Source organism: Streptomyces sp. NBC_01190 (assembly GCF_045039895.1).
Classification (GTDB): domain Bacteria; phylum Actinomycetota; class Actinomycetes; order Streptomycetales; family Streptomycetaceae; genus Actinacidiphila.
The window spans coordinates 5,552,287-5,569,194 of sequence record NZ_CP108580.1; the positions used below are offsets into that span (position 1 = coordinate 5,552,287).

A 16,908-nucleotide genomic window follows, 5' to 3' on the forward strand; every position below is an offset into this window, starting at 1 on the left:
CCTTGTGTTATGTGAATCGACGGTGGCCACGACGGCCGCCACTGGCTTCGAGCCGGGTGTGAGGAGAGGCAGCCGCATGGTTTCAGCCGTTTGTCCCCCGAACGCGCAGGGCAACGCGCGGTCCGACGCGGTAGCGCCGTATCTGAACTGGACCGAGTGGTCACCCAAGGGTGGCGGCAAGGCCGCATCGGGCATGCCCATCCCCGGTGCAATATCCTCCCAGACGAGCGTGTCCACTTTGGGGCTCGCTGGCGTTTCTGAGGAGGTGGGTCCGGTCACCGGCACCGACGACAGCACGGCGGAAACCGCGGGTGCGTCCGGTCAGACGGCACGGGAGAGCGAGTCGGAGCGCAGCGAGCGCTTCGAACGGGACGCCCTGGGCTTCCTCGACCAGATGTACTCGGCCGCGCTTCGGATGACCCGCAACCCGGCTGACGCGGAAGACCTGGTCCAGGAGACCTACGCGAAGGCGTACGCCTCCTTCCACCAGTTCCGCGAGGGCACCAACCTGAAGGCGTGGCTCTACCGCATCCTGACCAACAGCTTCATCAACTCCTACCGCAAGAAGCAGCGTGAGCCGCTGCGCAGCGGTTCGGAGGAGATCGAGGACTGGCAGCTGGCGCGGGCCGAGTCGCACATGTCCACAGGTCTGCGGTCGGCGGAATCCCAGGCGCTCGACCACCTGCCCGACTCCGATGTGAAGTCGGCGCTCCAGGCGATCCCCGAGGAATTCCGCATCGCGGTCTATCTCGCCGATGTCGAGGGCTTTGCCTACAAGGAGATCGCGGACATCATGGGAACACCCATCGGCACGGTGATGTCCCGGCTGCACCGCGGGCGTCGCCAGCTCCGCGAGCTGCTCGAGGACTACGCGCGGGACCGCGGGCTCGTCCAGGCCGGCGCGGGAGACCAGAAGGGCGCTGAGTCATGAGCTGCGGCAACGCACATGAGACGGACTGCTCGGAGGTGCTCGACCACCTCTACGAGTACCTGGACGACGAGATGTCCGAGGACTCCTGCGCCAAGTTCAAGGAGCACTTCGAGGAGTGCCACCCGTGCCTGGAGAAGTACGGCCTCGAACAGGCCGTGAAGAAGCTCGTCAAGCGGTGCTGCGGCTCCGACGACGTGCCGAGCGACCTGCGGTCGAAGGTGATGATGCGGATCGAGCTGATCCGCTCCGGCGAGGCGGTGCCCGGCGCCGACCTCACCGGGCCGAGCGCGGGCCTGGTCGCTGAGCGGGCCGGCGACACCGCGGTCGACCGGGCCGCCAGTAGCGTTTCTGGTGTTTCTGGTGTTTCCGGCGGCGTTTCCGGTCGCGCCTCCCGCACCGAGGCCGAGGCGCCCTCCGCCGGCTGATCCGACGCTTGTGACCGTGTTTGTCCCCTCACCCGCACGTCACCCGTGCGGGTGAGTGCTGTGCCGGTGTCCACCCGCCCGTTTGTCCGGGTGGGTACCGGCACGGCGCCCCACCTGGGCATGGTTGGATGCCCGGTGGGATGGCAAGGAGACCGGTGGGAACCGGGCGCCGGGTGGCAGGCGGGGGACCGCACCAGGTCGGGCTGAGACGACGGCCAAAGTGTGCAAGGTTGGTGTCGTACGGGGTGTGCGGAGGCCGTACGACGGCGAGAGCGTGGCGCGGGAAGGCGACGTCCTGGCAGTGATCGGCTGAGCGGGCAGGCGGGAAACGACGTTGAAGATCTTCGGAAGAGTGCGGCACCGGCCCTCGCCCACCTGGCGCCAGGCCACCGACCGGGCGTTCTCGCTGATCGACGACGGCCGTTACGAGGACGCCGGCGCGCTGTTGACCCGGGCCGCCGATCTCGAGCCGTGGCTCTCGGAGTCCTGGTACAACCTGGCGCTGCTGCACAAGTTCCGGCACGACTGGACCCAGGCCAGGATCGCCGGGCTGCGGGCCGTCGCGCTGCTGGACCGGCCGGTCGGCGCTCCCGACTGGTGGAATCTCGGCATCGCCGCGACCGCCCTCCAGGACTGGCCGCTGGCCCGCCGCTCCTGGCAGGCGTACGGGCTGCCGATGCCGGCCGGCACCGCGGACCGCGGTGGTGCGGAGTCGGTACGGCTGCCGCTGGGCAGCGCCGCGGTGCGGCTGTCCCCGGAGGGGGAGGCGGAGGTGGTGTGGGGCCGCAGGCTCGACCCGGCGCGGGTCGAGGTGCTCTCCATTCCGCTGCCGTCCTCCGGCCGCCGCTGGGGCGAGGTCGTGCTGCACGACGGGGTGCCGCACGGCGAGCGCACCACCGAGACGGCCGGCGACGGGGCGGTCTATCCCGTCTTCGACGAGATCGAGCTGTGGGCGCCGTCCCCGGTGCCGACCTGGCTGGTCCTGCTGGAGGCCGCCACCGAGGCGGACCGCAACGCCCTGGAGCGGCTGGCCGCCGAGGCCGGATACGCCGCGGAGGACTGGTCCTCCTCGGTGCGGCTGCTCTGCCGCACCTGTTCGGAGAGCCGGATGCCCACCGACAACGGCTCCGCGACCACCCGCGACCCCCATGACCAGGGCGAACCCGGCCACCCGGGCCATCTCAGCCATCTCAGCCACAGCAGTGAGGACGTGCCGTGGTCGCCGGAGCGCGAGTGCGGCATCGCGGCGCCCGCGCCCCTGGTGCACGGCCTGCTCGACGGCTGGGTCGCCGACAGCCCGGACACCCGAGACTGGCGGGATCTGGAAGAAGTCTGCTGACCTACCGGGTGGGCTGACCTACCGGGTGGGCTGACCCACCGGGTGGGTGCCCGTGCGGCCCGTCCCCCGGCGCGCACCGCGCCGGCTCAGAGGTGATGCCCTCTTGCCCGGCCCCGTACCCTTGGGAGGATCGTTAATGGTTCCCGGAAGGCGTACGGCGGAGATGTCCCAGCAGCAGACTGAGCACGACCAGGAGTTCCTCGACGACGTCACCGACGCCGAGGCGCGCGAGCGGGCCCACCGTGAGCGGGGGACCGCGCGCCCGATCACCGTGGTCGGCAACCCGGTGCTGCACCGGGAGAGCAAGGACGTCACCGTCTTCGACGACGAGTTGGCGGCGCTGATCGACGACATGTTCGCCTCGCAGCGGGCCGCCGAGGGCGTGGGGCTGGCCGCCAACCAGATCGGGGTGGACCTCAAGGTCTTCGTCTACGACTGCCCCGACGACGAGGACGTCCGGCACGTCGGCGCGATCTGCAACCCGGTGCTTGAGGAACTGCCCGCCGACCAGCGGCACTTGGACGACTCCAACGAGGGCTGTCTGTCGGTGCCCGGCGCGTACATGGAGCTGGCCCGCCCCGACTACGCGGTGGTGCGCGGCCAGGACGCGCGGGGCAACCCGATCCGGGTGCACGGCCGCGGCTACTTCGCCCGCTGCCTCCAGCACGAGACCGACCACCTTTTCGGGCGGCTCTACATCGACCGGCTCTCCAAGCGGGAACGCAAGGACGTGCTGCGGCAGATGGCCGAGGCCACCCCGAAGTTCGCCACGGTGCCGAACGACTGAGCCGGCCCGGCGGTGGCCGCCCGGGGGTACCGGGCGGCCGACCGCGCTGTCCAGAAGCGTTGTCTAGAAGTCCTCGTCGAGGGCCACGGTGCCCTCGACGGCCACCTGGTAGGCCGAGGGACGCCGCTCGAAGAAGTTGGTCAGCTCCTGGACGCCCTGCAACTCCATGAAGGAGAAGGGGTTCTGCGAGCCGTACACCGGCCGGTAGCCGAGCCGGACCAGCCGCTGGTCGGCCACGCACTCCAGATACGCGCGCATCGACTCGGTGTTCATCCCCGGCATCCCGTCACCGCACAGATCCCGGCCGAACTGCAACTCCGCCTCGACGGCCTCCCGCAGCATGTCGATGACCTGCCGCTCCAACTCGGCGTCGAAGAGCTCCGGTTCCTCCTTGCGTACGGTGTCCACCACCTCGAAGGCGAAGCTCATGTGCATCGTCTCGTCGCGGAACACCCAGTTGGTGCCGGTCGCCAGCCCGTGCAGCAGCCCCCGCGACCGGAACCAGTAGACGTACGCGAAAGCGCCGTAGAAGAACAGGCCCTCGATGCAGGCGGCGAAGCAGATCAGATTGAGCAGGAAGCGGCGCCGGTCCGCGGCCGAGTCGAGCCGGTCGACGGTCTCCACCGAGTCCATCCAGCGGAAGCAGAACTGGGCCTTCTCCCGGATGGACGGGATGTTCTCCACCGCCGCGAACGCCGCCGTGCGGTCCTGCGGATCGGGCAGATAGGTGTCGAGCAGCGTCAGATAGAACTGGACGTGCACCGCCTCCTCGAAGAGCTGCCGCGACAGGTAGAGCCGCGCCTCCGGGGAGTTGATGTGCTTGTAGAGGGTGAGCACCAGGTTGTTGGCCACGATGGAGTCGCCGGTGGCGAAGAAGGCCACCAGCCGGCCGATCAGGTGCTGCTCGGCGGCGGAGAGCTTGGCCAGGTCGGTGACGTCCGAGTGGAGGTCGACCTCCTCCACCGTCCAGGTGTTCTTGATGGCGTCGCGGTAGCGCTCGTAGAAGTCGGGGTAGCGCATCGGACGCAGGGTCAGTTCGAAGCCCGGGTCGAGCAGGTTCTTCTGGCCGGCCGGTCCGGTCACGGGGGCCCCGGCGGTCGTTCCGGTGGCGGTCTCGGTAGTGGTCTCGGCGGTGGTCTCGGTGGTGCTGGTCATTACTGGCATGCCTCGCAGGACTCGGGGTTCTCCAGGGAGCAGGCGATCGCGTCCGCGTCGGGTGCCGGGGCGGGCGCCGGGATCAGGGCGGGCTGTGCGTCCGGGGCGGGCTGGGCATTCGGGGTCGCCTGGGCGGCGGTGTTCTGCCCCTGGGCCGCGCGGGCGATCCGGGTCGCCGGCCGGGACCGCAGGTAGTAGGTGGTCTTCAGGCCCTGCTTCCAGGCGTAGGCGTACATCGAGCTGAGCTTGCCGATGGTCGGCGTCTCCAGGAACAGGTTCAGCGACTGGCTCTGGTCGAGGAACGGCGTACGCGCCGCCGCCATGTCGATCAGGCCGCGCTGCGGGATCTCCCACGCCGTCCGGTACAGCGCCCTGACCTCGGCCGGGATCCAGCTGAAGCCCTGCACACTGCCGTTCGCGTCGCGCAGCGCCTCCCGGGACTGGCCGTCCCACACCCCGAGCCGCTTGAGGTCGGCCACCAGGTAGGAGTTGACCTGGAGGAACTCCCCGGAGAGCGTCTCGCGCTTGAAGAGGTTGGAGACCTGGGGCTCGATGCACTCGTAGGCGCCCGCGATGGAGGCGATGGTGGCGGTCGGGGCGATGGCCAGCAGCAGCGCGTTGCGCATGCCGACCGCCGCGATCCGCTCGCGCAGCGCGGCCCATCGCTCGGGCCAGTGGAACGCCACGCCGAAGTGGTCGGGGTGCAGCACCCCGGCGGCGGTACGGGTCTTGTCCCACGCGGGGAGCGGCCCATCGCGCTCGGCCAGCTCGCAGGACGCCTCATAGGCGGCGAGCATGACCCGCTCGGCGATCCTGGTGGACAGCGCCTTCGCCTCGGCGGAGTCGAACGGCAGCCGCAGCTTGAAGAAGACGTCCTGGAGGCCCATCACGCCCAGGCCCACCGGGCGCCACTTGGCGTTGGAGCGGCCGGCCTGCTCGGTCGGGTAGTAGTTGATGTCGACCACCCGGTCGAGGAAGGTCACGGCGGTGCGGACGGTCTCGTCCAGCCGCTCCCAGTCGATGCGTTCGGCCAGGTCGGCCAGGTCCGCGAAGCCGCCGAACCCGGCGTGGCCGAAGGCGCCGAACTCGGTGTCCGGCGTGCCCGCCGCGTCCCGCGGCAGCACGAAGGCGCCCAGGTTCACCGAACCGAGGTTGCACACCGCGGTCTCGCTGTCGTCGGTGACTTCGAGGATCTCCGTGCAGAGGTTGGAGGAGTGCACGGTGTGGCCGGGCAGCGCGGTCTGGTTGGCGGTGCGGTTGGCGGCGTCCTTGAAGGTCATCCAGCCCTGGCCGGTCTGCGCCAGGGTGCGCATCATCCGTCCGTAGAGCTCCCGTGCCGGGATCGTGCGCTGGGCGAGCCCGGCCGCCTCGGCCCGGTGGTAGGCCGCGTCGAAGTCGGCGCCCCACAGGTCCACCAGCTCCGGCACGTCGGCGGGCGAGAAGAGCGACCAGTCGGCGTCCGCCTCGACCCGCCGCATGAACTCGTCCGGCACCCAGTGGGCGAGGTTGAGGTTGTGGGTGCGGCGGGCGTCCTCACCGGTGTTGTCCCGCAGTTCGAGGAACTCCTCGATGTCGGAGTGCCAGGTCTCCAGATAGACCGCCGCGGCGCCTTTGCGCCGGCCGCCCTGGTTGACCGCCGCCACCGAGGCGTCGAGGGTCTTCAGGAACGGCACGATGCCGTTGGAGTGCCCGTTGGTGCCGCGGATCAGCGAACCGCGGGCCCGCACCCGGGAGTAGGGCAGGCCGATGCCGCCCGCGTGCTTGGAGAGCCGGGCCACCTGGTGGTAGCGGTCGTAGATCGAGTCCAGCTCGTCCAGCGGGGAGTCCAGCAGGTAGCAGGAGGACATCTGCGGGTGCCGGGTGCCGGAGTTGAAGAGGGTGGGGGAGCTGGGCAGGTACTCCAGCGCGCTCATCAGGCGGTAGAGCGCGGTCACTTCGGCCACCGCGTCCGTGGCGTCGTCCGAGGCGAGCCCGGCCGCCACCCGCAGCATGAAGTGCTGCGGGGTCTCGACGACCTGCCGGGTGATCGGGTGCCGCAGCAGATAGCGGCTGTGCAGGGTGCGCAGCCCGAAGTAGCCGAAGCGGTCGTCGGCGCCGTCGGCCGCCGCCCGGTCGACCAGCGCGTCCAGTTCGGCGGCGTGGCGGGCGGCGAAGCCGGCGGTGCGGTCGGCGATCAGGCCCTCGCGGTGGCCGACCGCGATCGAGGCGGAGAAGGACACCGCGCCCTGGCCGGCGGCCTCCGCCGCGATGGTCCGGGTGAGCAGCCGGGCGGCGAGCCGTGAGTAGGCCGGGTCCTCGGAGATGAGACCGGCGGCGGCCTCGGTGGCCAGCGTCCACAACTCGGCGGCGTCCGAGGCGGCGTTGCGGCCGCGCAGCGCCGCCGCGGCCACCCGGCCGGGGTCGGTGTCGGGGAGGTCCGCGGTGAGCGCCACCAGATGGCGCAGCAGTTCGCCGCCGGGCTTGTCGTCCGGTTCCGGCCGCGGTGGCGGGGTGCGGTCGACGTCGGCTGCTGCGGGCTCTACAGGCGCGATGGTCACGGTGGTGCTCTCCTCGAACGCGGCGGCGGCCATACGGGGAGGGCAGGTGGCAGGGCGACCGGCCGCGCGCCTGCGGGAGGCAGGCGGGCATGCCGTACCGCGTCCGCCGGCCCACACCGCGAGGCCCGGACACTCCTCCCGGACCTGGGCGGTCCGGGCGGTGTACCCCTGCCGCGTGCGTCGGCACGCGGCAGGTGGTTGCCGGCAGGCGATCGGGCTGTGCGGGGGCGCGGGGCGCGGCCGCTCACCGTTGCGGGGCAGCGCCGGATTCACACCGGCTTCCCCTGCGGGCAGCGGTGCTGAGCATACATGTTGTGGCCGCCGAACTTGCTGGACCTACATGTTGTGTCGTGTCGTCCTTTTGTGGACCGGCTCAGCCGGTGCCGACAGGTGGGCCGGCGGGCCCTCAGAAGCCGGGAAACCCGGCCTCGGCGGGGGTTTGGCGGGCCTGCGCGGTCCGCGCGGACGGCGGCGCGAGGCGCCCGGCCGGCTCCCAGGCCGGCTCGGCCGCCGCCTCGCGGAGCTGGCGGGTGATCTTCGCCTCATGGCGCAGGCCGAGGACGGGGACGAAGGTGAGGACGAGGAGGAGGAAGGCGAGGGCCGCGATGTCGAGGAGGATGGTCATGAGTCAAGTGTCGCCACGCTGATGACGCCGGACCAGTGGCAGGACTGTCGTACTACCTTAATATCCTGCCAACTGGCATCCTCGACAGCATGCTGAAGAACGTCGCCGTCCTGCTGCTCGAAGGTGTCCACCCGTTCGAACTCGGCCTGCTCTGCGAGGTGTTCGGCCTGGACCGGAGCGAGCAGGGGCTGCCGGTCTACGACTTCGCCGCGGTCTCGGCCGAAGGACCGCTGCTGACGACGCACGCCGGCTTCGGGGTGGCCGCGGCCGAGGACCTCGACCGGCTGGCGGAGGCCGATCTGGTCGCGGTGCCGGCCGCCGACACCCGCGTCGACCGCCCGTTCCCGCCCGAGGCGCTGAAGGCCCTGAGCCGGGCGGCGGAGCGCGGGGCGTGGGTGCTGAGCGTCTGCTCCGGCGTGTTCGTGCTGGGGGCGGCCGGGCTGCTGGACGGGCGGCGCTGCGCGGCCCACTGGCGGCACACCGAACTCCTCTCCGCGCGCCACCCGCTGGCCCTGGTGGAGCCCGACGTGCTCTACGTCGAGGACCGCGGGGTGATCACGTCCGCGGGATCGGCCGCCGGGATCGACGCGTGCCTGCACCTGGTGCGCCGGGAGCAGGGCACGGAGGTGGCCAACGGGATCGCCCGCCGGATGGTGGTGCCGCCGCACCGCGAGGGCGGCCAGGCGCAGTACGTGGACCGGCCGCTGCCGCGGGGCACCAGCGACACGGTGATCGGGGTGCTCTCCTGGATGGAGCGGCACCTCGACCGCGAGCTGACCGTCGAGGAGTTGGCCGCCCGCGCCCATATGTCGCCGCGGACCTTCGCCCGCCGCTTCCAGCAGGAGACCGGGACCACGCCCTACCGCTGGCTGCTGGGGCAGCGGGTGCTGCTGGCGAGGGAGTTGCTGGAGGGCACCGACAGCACGGTGGACACGATCGCGGTCCGGGCCGGCTTCGGCAACGCGGCCACCATGCGGCACCACTTCGCCCGCTGGACCGGCACCACCCCGCAGGCGTACCGGCGGACCTTCCGCGACCCGCGGCGGGCGCTGAGCGCGGGCTGACCGGCTCCGGGTCGCGGAAGGTCCCGTTGTGTTCCGGGTCGCGGAAGGTTCCCTACTGCCCCTGCTGCCCCTCTAAACGCCCGCTGGTTCGCGCTGCCCCGGCGCCGCGCCCGGCTCACCCGGTTCGCCGGGCCCGGCCGGCTTCACGACCGGCGCCTCGTCCGGCTCCGTCAGGTAGTCCGCCCGAGTGGTCTCGTCGACGCCCTCCGGCGCCTTGAGCGCCCGCAGCACCAGGGTGAGCACCACCGCGATCGCGAGATTGAGCACGAAGGCGCTGAGTCCGATGTAGCCCAGCTCGCCGATGCCCGGGATGTTCGCCGAACTGCCGCCGAAGTGCGCCTGGGTGGCGCTGGACTGCTGGTACGCCTTCCAGGTGCCGTACGCCATGCCCGCCGCCCAGCCGGCCAGCAGCCCCCAGCGGTGGAACCAGCGGGTGAACAGGCCGCCGACCACGGCCGGCACCGTCTGGAGGATCCAGATGCCACCCAGCAACTGGAAGTTGATGGCGACCGTCCGGTCCATGGTGAGGACGAACACCAGGGCGCCGATCTTCACCACCAGCGACACCAGCTTGGACACCTGGGTCTCCTGCGCCGGAGTGGCGTCCGGCTTGAAGAGGTCCTTGTAGATGTTGCGGGTGAAGAGGTTCGCCGCCGCGATGGACATGATCGCGGCCGGCACCAGCGCGCCGATCGCGATCGCGGCGAAGGCCACCCCGGTGAACCAGGAGGGGAACATGTTCTCGAAGAGCTGGGGGATGGCCAGTTGGGCGTTGTAGCCCTTGACGCCCTTGCCGACGCCGTCCGCGAGCGCCATGAAGCCGAGCATCGCCAGCAGGCCCAGCATCAGCGAGTACAGCGGCAGGATCGTGGTGTTGCGGCGGATGGTGTTGCGGCTGCGGCCGGAGAGCACCGCGGTGACCGAGTGCGGATAGAGGAAGAGGGCCATCGCCGAGCCCAACGCCAGCGTGGCGTAGGCCCATTGCGCCTGGGGGGCGGCCACCAGCGAACCGCGCGGCTTGCCGGTCACCGGGTTCGGCACCTTGTACGCGGCGTCGGCCTTGTCGAAGACGGCGTGGAAGCCGCCCAGCTTGTACGGGATGTAGATGATCGCCACCGCGATGACGATGTAGATCAGCGCGTCCTTGACGAAGGCGATCAGCGCCGGCGCCCGCAGCCCCGAGGAGTAGGTGTAGGCGGCCAGCACCCCGAAGGCGATCAGCAGCGGCAGGTCCTTGACGAACCAGTTGGCCGAGTCGCCGCCGCCCACCCCCAGCACGTCGAGGACCGCCTGCATGCCGACCAGTTGCAGCGCGATGTACGGCATGGTCGCGACGATCCCGGTGACCGCCATCGCCACCGACAGGCTCTTGGAGCCGAACCGGCCGCGGATGAAGTCCGAGGAGGTCACGTAGCCGTGCTTGTGGGAGACCGACCAGAGCCGCGGCAGGAAGAGGAAGACCAGCGGGTAGGTGATGATCGTGTACGGCACCGCGAAGAAGCCGGACGCGCCGGCCCCGTAGATCGCGGCCGGCACCGCCACGAAGGTGTACGCGGTGTAGAGGTCGCCGCCGAGCAGGAACCAGGTGATCCAGGTGCCGAAACTCCGGCCGCCGAGGCCCCATTCGTCCAGGTGCAGGGCGTTCTCCGCGCGGCGCCAGCGGGCCGCGAGGAAGCCGAGCACGGTGACCACGACGAAGAAGAAGACGCAGACGCCGAGCGCGACGCCGTCCACACCGTTGCCGCTGTGGTTCATCGGACCTCACCCGCCTTGCGCGCCCGCTCCTCGCGCCGCACCAGCACGTAGGCGGTCCAGGTCAGCGCGGCCGAGAGCGGCACCCAGAGCATCTGGTACCAGTAGAAGAAGGGGATGCCGATGAACCGCGGCGTCGTCCGGGAGTAGGAGCCGACCCACAGCAGGGCGACGAGGGGCACGAGCAGGCAGAGCCCGGCGACGATCCGCGGGCCGGTGAGGATCGGTGGTCGGTGTGCGGAGGTCTCTTGTGGCATACGTGCGGCTCCCGTCCCTGACGCAACGAGTGTGACTCGCGGGAATCTAGGGGACGGGAGGAGCGCGCGTCATCAGGTGTGCCGGGATCTCACCCGGCCGAGCGGCGAAAAACCAGGTCGGGGGGCTCGGTCACGCTCAGGCGGCTTAGCGGCTCGGGCAGTTCAGGCGGCTGGCGGCTGGCGGCTCAGGCAGTTCAGGCAGTTCAGTCAAGGGGGCGGCTCAGCCGCGCCACGAACTTGTAGCGGTCGCCGCGGTACACCGACCGTACCCACTCCACCGGTTCGCCCGTGGTGTCGATCGAGTGCCGGGAGAGCATCAGCATCGGCAGGCCGACGTCGGTGCCGAGCAGGCCGGCCTCGCGCGGGGTGGCCAGCGACGTCTCGATGGTCTCCTCGGCCTCGGCCAGCCGCACGTCGTAGACCTCCGCCAACGCGGTGTAGAGCGAGGTGTACTTGGCCAGGCTGCGGCGCAGCGCCGGGAAGCGCTTGGCGGACAGATGGGTGGTCTCGATCGCCATCGGCTCGCTGTTGGCCAGCCGCAGCCGCTCGATGCGCAGCACCCTGCCGCCGGCCTTCATGTCGAGCAGTCCGGCGAGCCGGTCGTCGGCGGTGATGTAGCCGATGTCCAGCAGTTGCGAGGTGGGTTCGAGGCCCTGGGCCCGCATGTCCTCGGTGTAGGAGGTCAGTTGCAGCGCCTGGGAGACCTTGGGCTTGGCGACGAAGGTGCCCTTGCCCTGGATCCGCTCCAGCCGGCCTTCGACCACCAGCTCCTGGAGCGCCTGCCGGACGGTGGTGCGGGAGGTGTCGAACTCCGTGGCCAGCGTGCGTTCGGGGGGGACCGGAGTGCCGGGGGGCATGGTCCGGGTGATGTCCAGCAGGTGGCGCTTGAGGCGGTAGTACTTCGGCACGCGGGCGGTGCGGCCCGCGGTGGCGCCCCCCGTGGGCTCGGCGGCGGTGACCGCGTCGTTCTCCATGCCGTGTACTCCCGACTGCTGTCGTGCTGCCGTCACCGGTTCCTCCGTCAATTGCGGCTCACATCGTGGCACGGGTTGATCTGTCGGAGGGAGGCGGTGGGTGGCTGATCCCCCTCAGGTGTCGGTCCGATAACAGACCTGACGGGTGTTCTTATACACCCTTGACACCCCTAAAGGTCTAGGCCAAGCTCCGGGTACTGGTCTAAACCATTAAAGGCCAATCCCAGACCCACGAGCAGGACGCGGCGGTACGTGTCTCGCTGCGGCCGGCAATTCGGGCGGTGGGGGGAGTTTCGGGCATCATCCTTGAGGAGGGTGGCGTGAAGCGCAAGCTCATTGCGGCGATCGGCGTCGCGACCATGTTCGCTGCTGTGGCGGCCTGCGGGTCGAGCGACAAGAAGGACGACAGTGCCCAGGCCGGCGGCGCCAAGGCGTCGGGGGCGAAGTCGCTCACCGTATGGCTCACGGTGGACGCTCAGCACAACTGGCCTGAACTGGTCAAGGCCGCCGACGACGCCCTCGTCGCCAAGCACCCCGGTGTCAAGATCAACCACGAGTACTACGCGTGGCCGGACAAGAACGCCAAGCTCGACGCCGTCCTCGCCACCGACAAGGTGCCCGACGTGGTCGAGATGGGCAACACCGAGATGGTGCCCTACATGGCGGAGGGCGCCTTCGCCTCCCTCGACGCCTCGAAGTTCGAGAACTCCGGCGCGTGGCTCGACGGTCTGAAGCAGTCGGTCACCTACGACGGCAAGACCTACGGCGTCCCCTACTACGCGGCCGCCCGTATCGCCACCTGGCGCAAGGACATCGCCACCGCGTCCGGCGTCTCCGCCACCCCGAAGACCTGGACCGAGCTCACCGCCGACCTGGACAAGATCCAGGCCAAGGAGGGCCCGAAGTTCAACGCCTGGTACCAGCCGTCCCGTGACTGGTACGCCGCGATGTCCTTCGTCTACGACGCCGGCGGCGCCATCGCCAAGCAGGACGGCGACCAGTGGAAGGCGTCGCTGGAGAGCCCCGAGGCGACCAAGGGCCTGGGCGAGTGGAAGGACGCCCTCGGCAAGTACATGCACGGCGACCTGACCAAGGACGAGTCCGACCGCTACATCGTCTACGGCCAGGGCAAGTCCGCCCTGATGTACGCCCCGGGCTGGGAGGCGCCCTCCGCCGCCGACCCGAAGTACGACAAGACCGGCGGCAAGCTCAAGGCCAACCTGGTCAACTTCGTGATGCCCGGCCCGTCCGGCAAGAACCTCCCGGTCTTCCTCGGCGGCTCCGACCTGGCGATCCCGTCCAAGTCCAAGGCGCAGGACCTGGGCGCCGAGTGGATCAACGACTTCACCGACAGCAAGGCGCAGACCGGTCTGATGGGCAAGGGCAACCTGCCCAACAACACCACCCAGCTCGCCACCCTGGAGTCCGACCCGGCGTCCGCGGTCACCGCCGAGGCGGCCAAGAGCAGCTGGTTCGTGCCGACCGCGCCCGGCTGGGGCACCGTGGAGAAGGCCAACACCCTCCAGGACATGCTCCAGTCCATCGCCACCGGCAAGAAGACCGTCGAGCAGGCGACCAAGGACGCGGACGCCGCGATCGACAAGGTCATCAACGTCCAGAACTGACCAGTCGCGCACCGTAGACCGGGATCGCTGAGGAGCACGTGATGAGTGCCGCCGAGACAACCACTTCGAAAGTGCCGCCGACGCGGCACTCATCACCTCCCGAGCCGGCCGGGAGAGCCCAGCCGACCGGGCGGCGCAGAAGCACGAGCGGCGGCCGGGCCACCCCCTGGCTGCTGCTCGCCCCCTGCATTCTGGTCCTGGTCCTGGTGCTCGGCTATCCGCTGGTGCGGCTGGTCACCCTCTCCTTCGAGGAGTACAAGAAGCCGCAGCTCTGGGGGTTCAAGCCGGCCACCTGGGTCGGCTTCGACAACTACCGGGCGATCCTCGGCGACAGCGAGTTCTGGTCGGTCGTCTGGCGGACCATCTGGTTCGCCGGCGGCGCGGTCATCCTCACCATGGTGCTCGGCATGCTGATAGCCCTGCTGCTCCAGCGGGTCTCCGGCTGGGTGAAGACCCTGGTCAACATCGCGCTGGTGGCCAGTTGGGCGATGCCGGTGGTGGTCGCCGTCACCGTCTTCAAGTGGATGTTCGACAGCGACTACGGCGTCGTCAACTGGGTGCTCGGCAAACTGCCCGGTGTGGACTACGACGGCCACAACTGGTTCGCCTCCGGCGTGCAGGGCCTCAGCGTGATCATGCTGCTGGTGGTGTGGGGGGCGATCCCCTTCGTCGTCATCACCCTCAGCGCCGGACTCACCCAGGTCCCGGCTGAGCTGGAGGAGGCGGCCCGCCTCGACGGGGCCGGCGCCTTCGGGGTGTTCCGCTACGTGACGCTGCCGATCCTCAAACCGCTGGTCGTCATGATGACCACCCTGTCGGTGATCTGGGACATGGGCGTCTTCCCGCAGGTCTGGCTGATGCGCGGCGGCCACCCGGAGCCGCAGTTCCAACTCCTCACCACCTACTCGTACGAGAAGGCGTTCGGGGTCAACGACTACGCCACCGGATCCGCCATCGCGCTGGTCACCGTGGTGCTGCTGCTCGGCGTGGTCGCGGTGTACATGCGGCAGATGCTGAAGATCGGAGAGGTCGAATGAGCGTTCTGACCCCGCGGGCGGCCGCCGCGCCGCGCGCCAGGGCCACCGGCCGGCGCCGGGGCAAGGCCGGCTGGAACCTGCTGGGCCTGCTGGTCTTCGCGGTGATGGTCTTCCCGGTCTACTGGATGCTCAACACCGCCTTCAAACCGGCGAAGTACGCGATCGACCCCAACCCGCACTTCTTCCCCTGGCCGGTCTCGCTGGAGAACTTCCGCCGGGCGCTGAACATCAGCGACTTCTGGGGCCCGGTCGAGCGCAGCCTGATCGTCAGCGCGGGCACCGTGGTGATCGGCGCCGCGGTCGGCCTGCTCGCCGCGCTCGCCATCTCCCGATTCGCCTTCCGCGGCCGCAAGATCGTCATCGTCGGCATCCTGACCGTGCAGATGGTCCCCCTGGTGGCGATGATCATCCCGGTCTTCCTGCTGCTCAACCAGATCCACCAGATCGACAAGCTCTCCGGCCTGATCCTCACCTACCTCACCTTCATCCTCCCGTTCACGGTCTGGACGCTGCGCGGCTTCATCGTGAACATCCCCAAGGAGCTGGAGGAGGCGGCGATGGTGGACGGGTGCAGCCGCACCGGCGCGTTCATCCGGGTGGTCTTCCCGCTGCTCGCCCCGGGCCTGGTGGCCACCTCGATCTACGGCTTCATCCAGGCGTGGAACGAGTTCCTCTACGCCCTGCTGGTGATGAGCCAGCAACACGAGACGGCTACCGTCTGGCTGGGCACGTTCACCACCCAGCACGGCACCGAGTACGCGCCCATGATGGCCGGCTCCACCATGATGGGCGTTCCGGTCGTGATCCTGTTCCTCTTCGTTCAGCGCAAAATGGCCGCCGGGCTGACCGCCGGGGCGGTGAAGGGATGACCGTCATCTCCGTCGACACAGCCGTGGGCACCCTCGCCCGCGACGCGTTCACCGTTCTTCAGCCGGGCTTCGTCGGCACCACCGCGCCCGACTGGGTGCTGCGGCGGCTCGACGAGGGCCTCGGCGCGGTCGCCCTGTTCTCCCGGAACATCGAATCGCCCGAACAGGTGGCCGCGCTCACCGCCCGGCTGCGGGCGGTACGGCCCGATGTGCTGGTCGCCGCCGACGAGGAGGGCGGCGACGTCACCCGCCTCGAAGCCCGCGGCGGCTCCTCCTTTCCCGGCAACCTCGCGCTCGGCGCGGTCGACGACATCAAGCTGACGCGGGCGGTGGCCGCGGAACTCGGCCGCCGGCTGGCCGGCTGCGGCGTCAACCTCGACTGGGCGCCCTCCGCCGACGTCAACTCCGACCCGGGCAACCCGGTGATCGGCGTACGGTCCTTCGGCGCCGACCCCGAGCTGGTCGCCCGGCACACCGCCGCCTATGTGGAAGGGCTCCAGTCGGCCGGCGTGGCCGCCTCGGTCAAGCACTTCCCCGGGCACGGCGACACCGCCATCGACTCACACCACGCGATGCCGCGGATCGACGTCGACCTCGCCACGCTGCGGAGCCGGGAACTCGTGCCCTTCCGGGCCGCGGTGGCGGCCGGCACCAAGGTGGTGATGAGCGCGCACATCCTGGTGCCCGCGCTCGACGCCGAGCTGCCCGGCACCCTCAGCCCGGTGGTGCTGGGCGGACTGCTGCGGGCCCCGGTCGCCGAAGGCGGCCTCGGCTACGACGGGGTGATCATCACCGACGGCATCGAGATGAAGGCGATCGCCGGTACGTACGGCATCGAGCGCGGCACGGTGATGGCGCTGGCCGCCGGCGCCGACGCGATCTGTGTGGGCGGCGGCCTCTGCGACGAGCTGACGGTGCTGGCGCTGCGCGACGCGATCGTCGGCGCGGTGCGGGACGGTTCGCTGCCGGCCGAGCGGCTCGCCGACGCGGCCGACCGGGTACGGCGGCTGGCCGAGTGGACCGCGGACCAGGTACGGGCCGGCGCGGCCGACGCCATCGCGCCGGGCCCCGAGGTGGGCCTGGAGGCCGCCCGCCGGGCGCTGCGGATCACCCGCACCGACGCCTTCACCCCGTTCTCCCCGGGGGAGCCGGCGCCCTTCGTCGCGGCCTTCACCCCGATGGCGAACATCGCCGTCGGCGATGTCACGCCCTGGGGGGTGGCGGCCGAGCTGGGCCGGCTGCTGCCCGGCACCGAGACGGCGACGTACCGCTCGGGCGCCACCGACGGTGTGCTGGCCGCGGCCGGCGGCCGCCGTGTCGTCGCGGTCGTCCGGGATCTGCACCGGCACCCCTGGATGGCCGACGCGCTCGCCACCGTGCTGGCCGCCCGACCGGACACCGTGGTGGTCGAGATGGGCGTCCCGCAGGCGCCGCCGACCGGCGCGCTGCACATCGCCACGCACGGCGCGGCCCGCGTCTGCGGCGAGGCGGCGGCCGAGGCGATCGCCACGGCACGCTAGGGGAGCCGGGA

At 70.5% G+C, this 16,908-nt stretch carries 15 protein-coding genes and 1 riboswitch; of the genes, 9 read left to right on the forward strand and 6 right to left on the reverse strand.

The features are described 5' to 3' along the window. The first annotated feature begins 265 nt into the window (after positions 1 to 265). From OG519_RS23435 to def, 4 genes are all read left to right on the forward strand, one after another. Positions 266 to 931 (forward strand): sigma-70 family RNA polymerase sigma factor, encoded by a 666-nt coding sequence (locus OG519_RS23435; protein ID WP_405587322.1) that lies wholly within the window; start codon positions 266 to 268, stop codon positions 929 to 931. Continuing rightward, entirely contained in the window at positions 928 to 1,356 is a 429-nt protein-coding gene (gene rsrA, locus OG519_RS23440) for a mycothiol system anti-sigma-R factor (protein WP_405587325.1), read from the forward strand. Before OG519_RS23435 ends, rsrA begins: the two co-directional genes overlap by 4 nt. A 334-nt stretch (positions 1,357 to 1,690) precedes the next feature. Then, positions 1,691 to 2,695 carry a tetratricopeptide repeat protein gene (locus OG519_RS23445; RefSeq protein ID WP_405587328.1) on the forward strand — a complete coding sequence of 335 codons (1,005 nt, stop codon included), beginning with the start codon at positions 1,691 to 1,693 and terminating at the stop codon, positions 2,693 to 2,695. Between the two features lie 163 nt (positions 2,696 to 2,858). Further along, positions 2,859 to 3,482, forward strand: a complete 624-nt coding sequence (gene def / locus OG519_RS23450; RefSeq protein ID WP_405587329.1) for a peptide deformylase — start codon at positions 2,859 to 2,861, stop codon at positions 3,480 to 3,482. A gap of 63 nt (positions 3,483 to 3,545) precedes the next feature. Here the strand turns inward: def and OG519_RS23455 are convergent, their stop codons facing one another. The 3 genes from OG519_RS23455 to OG519_RS23465 all read right to left on the reverse strand — a co-directional run bounded on the left by OG519_RS23455 (position 3,546) and on the right by OG519_RS23465 (position 7,799). Then, positions 3,546 to 4,502, reverse strand: coding sequence for a ribonucleotide-diphosphate reductase subunit beta (locus OG519_RS23455; protein ID WP_405592931.1), 957 nt, complete (start codon positions 4,500 to 4,502; stop codon positions 3,546 to 3,548). A 134-nt stretch (positions 4,503 to 4,636) separates the two neighbouring features. Then, positions 4,637 to 7,174 (reverse strand): ribonucleoside-diphosphate reductase subunit alpha, encoded by a 2,538-nt coding sequence (locus OG519_RS23460; RefSeq protein WP_405592933.1) that lies wholly within the window; start codon positions 7,172 to 7,174, stop codon positions 4,637 to 4,639. A 185-nt stretch (positions 7,175 to 7,359) separates the two neighbouring features. After that, a riboswitch (cobalamin riboswitch) is annotated at positions 7,360 to 7,515 on the reverse strand. 65 nt (positions 7,516 to 7,580) lie between these two features. After that, the gene (locus tag OG519_RS23465) at positions 7,581 to 7,799 is read right to left on the reverse strand and encodes a hypothetical protein (RefSeq protein ID WP_405587332.1); all 219 of its coding nucleotides are present in this window, start codon (positions 7,797 to 7,799) and stop codon (positions 7,581 to 7,583) included. Positions 7,800 to 7,888: 89 nt separating this feature from the next. Between OG519_RS23465 and OG519_RS23470 the strand changes: the two genes are divergently transcribed. After that, a complete protein-coding gene (locus OG519_RS23470) occupies positions 7,889 to 8,863 on the forward strand; it encodes a GlxA family transcriptional regulator (protein WP_405587335.1) in 975 nt (324 codons plus the stop codon). 72 nt (positions 8,864 to 8,935) lie between these two features. Here the strand turns inward: OG519_RS23470 and mctP are convergent, their stop codons facing one another. The 3 genes from mctP to OG519_RS23485 form a co-directional block, all read right to left on the reverse strand. Further along, positions 8,936 to 10,618, reverse strand: coding sequence for a monocarboxylate uptake permease MctP (gene mctP / locus OG519_RS23475; RefSeq protein ID WP_405587338.1), 1,683 nt, complete (start codon positions 10,616 to 10,618; stop codon positions 8,936 to 8,938). Continuing rightward, positions 10,615 to 10,872 (reverse strand): DUF3311 domain-containing protein, encoded by a 258-nt coding sequence (locus OG519_RS23480; RefSeq protein WP_405587339.1) that lies wholly within the window; start codon positions 10,870 to 10,872, stop codon positions 10,615 to 10,617. The genes mctP and OG519_RS23480 overlap by 4 nt, the downstream gene beginning before the upstream one ends. Before the next feature lie 203 nt (positions 10,873 to 11,075). Further along, entirely contained in the window at positions 11,076 to 11,846 is a 771-nt protein-coding gene (locus OG519_RS23485; protein WP_405592935.1) for a GntR family transcriptional regulator, read from the reverse strand. A 320-nt stretch (positions 11,847 to 12,166) separates the two neighbouring features. On the opposite strand from OG519_RS23485, the gene OG519_RS23490 reads away from it, so the two are divergent. From OG519_RS23490 to OG519_RS23505, 4 genes are read left to right on the forward strand one after another with little or no spacing between them, the layout of a single operon-like run. Beyond that, entirely contained in the window at positions 12,167 to 13,471 is a 1,305-nt protein-coding gene (locus OG519_RS23490) for an extracellular solute-binding protein (RefSeq protein ID WP_405587342.1), read from the forward strand. Between the two features lie 41 nt (positions 13,472 to 13,512). After that, positions 13,513 to 14,508, forward strand: a complete 996-nt coding sequence (locus OG519_RS23495; protein ID WP_405587345.1) for a carbohydrate ABC transporter permease — start codon at positions 13,513 to 13,515, stop codon at positions 14,506 to 14,508. After that, on the forward strand, positions 14,505 to 15,377 hold the full coding sequence (locus tag OG519_RS23500) for a carbohydrate ABC transporter permease (protein WP_405587347.1): 873 nt from the start codon (positions 14,505 to 14,507) through the stop codon (positions 15,375 to 15,377). The genes OG519_RS23495 and OG519_RS23500 overlap by 4 nt, the downstream gene beginning before the upstream one ends. Further along, the gene (locus OG519_RS23505; protein WP_405587349.1) at positions 15,374 to 16,897 is read left to right on the forward strand and encodes a glycoside hydrolase family 3 protein; all 1,524 of its coding nucleotides are present in this window, start codon (positions 15,374 to 15,376) and stop codon (positions 16,895 to 16,897) included. The genes OG519_RS23500 and OG519_RS23505 overlap by 4 nt, the downstream gene beginning before the upstream one ends. Positions 16,898 to 16,908: the final 11 nt, after the last annotated feature.